This window comes from Alterinioella sp. B-7 (assembly GCF_056857775.1).
In genome coordinates this window covers 1-3,273 of record NZ_JBSXNT010000021.1, presented here as the reverse complement: position 1 = coordinate 3,273, position 3,273 = coordinate 1, and the positions used below count along the sequence as shown (strand labels likewise).

Sequence of the window (3,273 nt, the reverse complement as noted above, 5' to 3'; positions counted from 1 at the left end):
CGACGAGCAGATCAACCGGATAATCGCGAAGGTGGGGGCCAAGGTTGAGCATGCGTTCCGGATCCTCAAGCGCGAGTTCGGCCACGTGAAAACCCGTTAGCGGGGGCTGGCCAAGAACCGGGCGGATCTCTTCACCCTCTTCGCGCTCGGTAACCTGTTCCTGATGCGGAGGAGGCTCGGGGCATGAGGCGGAGTCCCTCCAAAATCGACCAAACCGCCGCTCAGGCGGCACAAACGGCCCGAAAATCGCTGGCAACGGCGTCTGTCCGGCGCCAAACTGCCTTCAAGCCGAACCCTCGGCGCAGCCGAAGGCGTTGATCAGACGTTCCTTAACTGTTCAGTGAAGGGTAGCAATGGACGAGGTAAACCGAACTTGCCGAATTCTGAGTCTCGATGGGGGTGGCGCTAAAGGCTTCTACTCACTCGGGGTGCTGCGAGAAGTTGAGGCCATGCTTGCTTTTCCGATCCATGAGACATTTGATGTAATTTTCGGCACAAGCACCGGTTCAATCATCGCGACACTGCTTGCAACCGGAAAGACCGTGGACGAGATCCACGCGCTTTACTGCGAGCATGTTCCCAAGATCATGCAAGCGAAAAAGGCAGGTGAGCGGACGCGGCGTCTGAGAGAGGTGGGTGAAGTTATATTCGGTGAGGATGGCTTCGACACCGTACTAACAGGCCTCGGTGTTGTCTCGACGAAGTGGCAACTCGAGACGCCGATGATCTTTAAGAGTCGTCAGACGCAGGCTCATGGTCGTAGAGCCACCTTCGTACCAGGCTTCGGCTGCAAGCTTGCTGATGCCGTAGAAGCTTCCTGCTCGGCCTACCCGTTCTTCGATCGGAAGATCGTCACGACGGATCACGGTAACGAGGTGGAACTATTCGATGGTGGCTACGTGGCGAACAACCCCGCGCTATATGCACTCGCAGATGCGACCGGCCCGCTCGGTTTCGCCCCACAGGATTGTCGTGTCTTGACTATAGGGTGCGGCCAGTATCCGGAGCCGCACCAAGGATTCATTGCTCGCCAGATCAAGAGCTTTCTGCCGGTGCAGTTGCTTCAGAAAACCCTCGGGGTAAACACTGCATCAATGGATCAGCTTCGGCAGTTGCTCTTTGCCAACGTCCCGACCGTGCGCGTAAGTGACACCTTCGACAAGCCAGAAATGGCGACGGACATGTTCGAACACGATTTGAAGAAGTTGAACCTCCTACGGCAGCAGGGCGAGCAATCGTTCGGCCGCAAGGAGGAAGAAATTCACCAACTACTATTGAGCTGAGGAGAATTCATGGCAATCCCGGAACATCAACTCGAGACCTGGTCTCACCAAGGCTCCCAAGCTCAGTCCGCGGGTACTTACCAGACCATTAAGGGGGTCTTGGACGATCCGAGTTCACCCTACTACCAGTGGTCCTACAGAATTTTCCTTCAGGGGTCGTACGGCAATGATACGAATATCTATGCGGATAGCGATGTCGACGTTGTGATCTGTCTGACGTCGGTCTACTACGGCGACATCTCTTATCTGAAAGACGAAGAGAAGACTCGCTACGAGGCCAACCGATCCCCGGGCGGCATAAACTTCAGCGAATTCAAAACCGAAGTGCTCACCTGGCTGAAAGAAAAGTTCGGTGCTGGCGTGAAAGTGGGCAAGAAGACAATCTTCATCCCCGGCAATGGCACCCGGCGAGATGCCGACGTCCTGGTTTGCGTCGCGAACAGAACTTTCACCTCTTATCCTACCACTGGGGAGCCTACTTTCGTTGAGGGTGTCTGTTTTTGGACGACAGACGGAGAGAAAATCGTTAACTATCCGAAGCAGCACCTTGACAACTGCACCACGAAGAACGGTGCCACGTCCAGCCGCTTCAAGCCGAGTATCCGCGTACTAAAGAATATGCGGAACACGATGGTGGACCAAGGCTACCTCAAAGACGGGATCGCTCCGTCGTACTATCTTGAGGGCATGCTCTCCAACGTTCCGACGCAGCACTTCGTGGCAAGCCGTCAGGGGACATTCGAGAACTACATGCATTGGCTTCAAACGTGCGCGACTGGCGACCTGACCTGCGCCAACGGTATCCATTATCTCCTACGAGACGGGTATTCGGTCTGCTGGAATGTCGCCGATTTTAATGCGTTTCGTGCCTCGGCAGTGGCATTTTACAGTCAATGGTAATCTGGAATGGTCTTTCGTCGCGCATGGTAATTGAGGAGCTGCAGCATGCCGATCAAGCGTAGGACCTCGCTTGCGAAGCGCATGGACGAAACTCTTCTCCGCGAAATTGCCTACGGCTATCTTCTACCATTTTTTTCGGGCGCGAGTATCGAAGAGACGGCGGAAACTTCAACTTCCGCAGACAGCACAGTCGCCTTCGTGAACCCGCAAACAATCGGGTTCAAAGTGAACCGAACAGACACCTATCGCCTGAAGTTCCGTCGTGATCAGCCCTTTGCGCAAAAGAGTGACCCAGCTCGTGAAACGAAGGTTATAGAGGCATTTGTGTCCGGATTGGCAAGGATGTCAAACGAGTTACAGGGTCCATTACGGGATGATCTTCTCTCAACCTTCCAGCGCCGTGTAGTAGCTGAAGCAACAGCAGAGCCGGGTAAAAGCACAGAACTCTTGGCTGTGATCGATCAACTGGCGCTCCTGGCAACGCGACTTTACGAAGGAAAACCTATCGCGAGCGCAATCGGAATTGACCCTACTATTTCCGGGGGGAAGTCTCTTCCTCTCGCCAATATTGCGAAGCAGGATTTTTTTGCGGTTCTGTCCAATGGTTTCGACACGATGCTAACGCTTTCTAAGCACCTGAATTTTTCAGGTCATCTAGTGCTTGTGCCGACACCTTCAGCAGGAGGATACTATCCTTGGCGGCACTCTGCTGTTGCTGCTTGGACTGAAGAAATAAAGGGGAGGGTCGCCGTTGTTTTGAATCGGATCGGCGAAATTCTTGTATTTCGTGATGGCCAACTCCTTTTTGCACGAAGGAGCGGGAATTGGCACTTTCTTACACACGAGCCGATCATTCGCCAAATGGGTGTACCGAAAGAAGAAGAACTTCGTAGGGCGATATACGAAACCGCGTTGGATGCTTCATTTGCTCGTACCGGCGCCTGCATTGGGTAGTGTCCCGAGAAGTGGTGTAAGAGGCCGCGCGCGGAGCCCCCGGCGTAGCGCAGCGCGCGGCCGGTGGTGACGCTGGCGGCCACCGTCGATCTTCGGCAAAGGTTTGGGTTGCAACACTCGAAACCAAAGACGGAGA

At 54.4% G+C, this 3,273-nt stretch carries 3 protein-coding genes and 1 pseudogene; all 4 read left to right on the top strand.

All coding sequences use genetic code 11. The features are described 5' to 3' along the window. Window positions 1–187: pseudogene (locus AC13C7_RS03045) on the top strand (transposase); the annotation flags it as partial. A gap of 166 nt (window positions 188–353) precedes the next feature. Next, entirely contained in the window at window positions 354–1,283 is a 930-nt protein-coding gene (locus tag AC13C7_RS03040) for a patatin-like phospholipase family protein (RefSeq protein WP_111406020.1), read from the top strand. A 9-nt stretch (window positions 1,284–1,292) separates the two neighbouring features. Continuing rightward, on the top strand, window positions 1,293–2,183 hold the full coding sequence (locus AC13C7_RS03035) for a nucleotidyltransferase domain-containing protein (RefSeq protein WP_482866566.1): 891 nt from the start codon (window positions 1,293–1,295) through the stop codon (window positions 2,181–2,183). 45 nt (window positions 2,184–2,228) lie between these two features. Next, on the top strand, window positions 2,229–3,137 hold the full coding sequence (locus AC13C7_RS03030; RefSeq protein ID WP_482866565.1) for a hypothetical protein: 909 nt from the start codon (window positions 2,229–2,231) through the stop codon (window positions 3,135–3,137). Window positions 3,138–3,273: the final 136 nt, after the last annotated feature.

Coding starts and splice junctions, on each gene's coding strand:
- AC13C7_RS03040 (WP_111406020.1), top strand. CDS start 354: ATGGACGAGGTAAACCGAACTTGCCGAATTCTGAGTCTCGATGGGGGT.
- AC13C7_RS03035 (WP_482866566.1), top strand. CDS start 1,293: ATGGCAATCCCGGAACATCAACTCGAGACCTGGTCTCACCAAGGCTCC.
- AC13C7_RS03030 (WP_482866565.1), top strand. CDS start 2,229: ATGCCGATCAAGCGTAGGACCTCGCTTGCGAAGCGCATGGACGAAACT.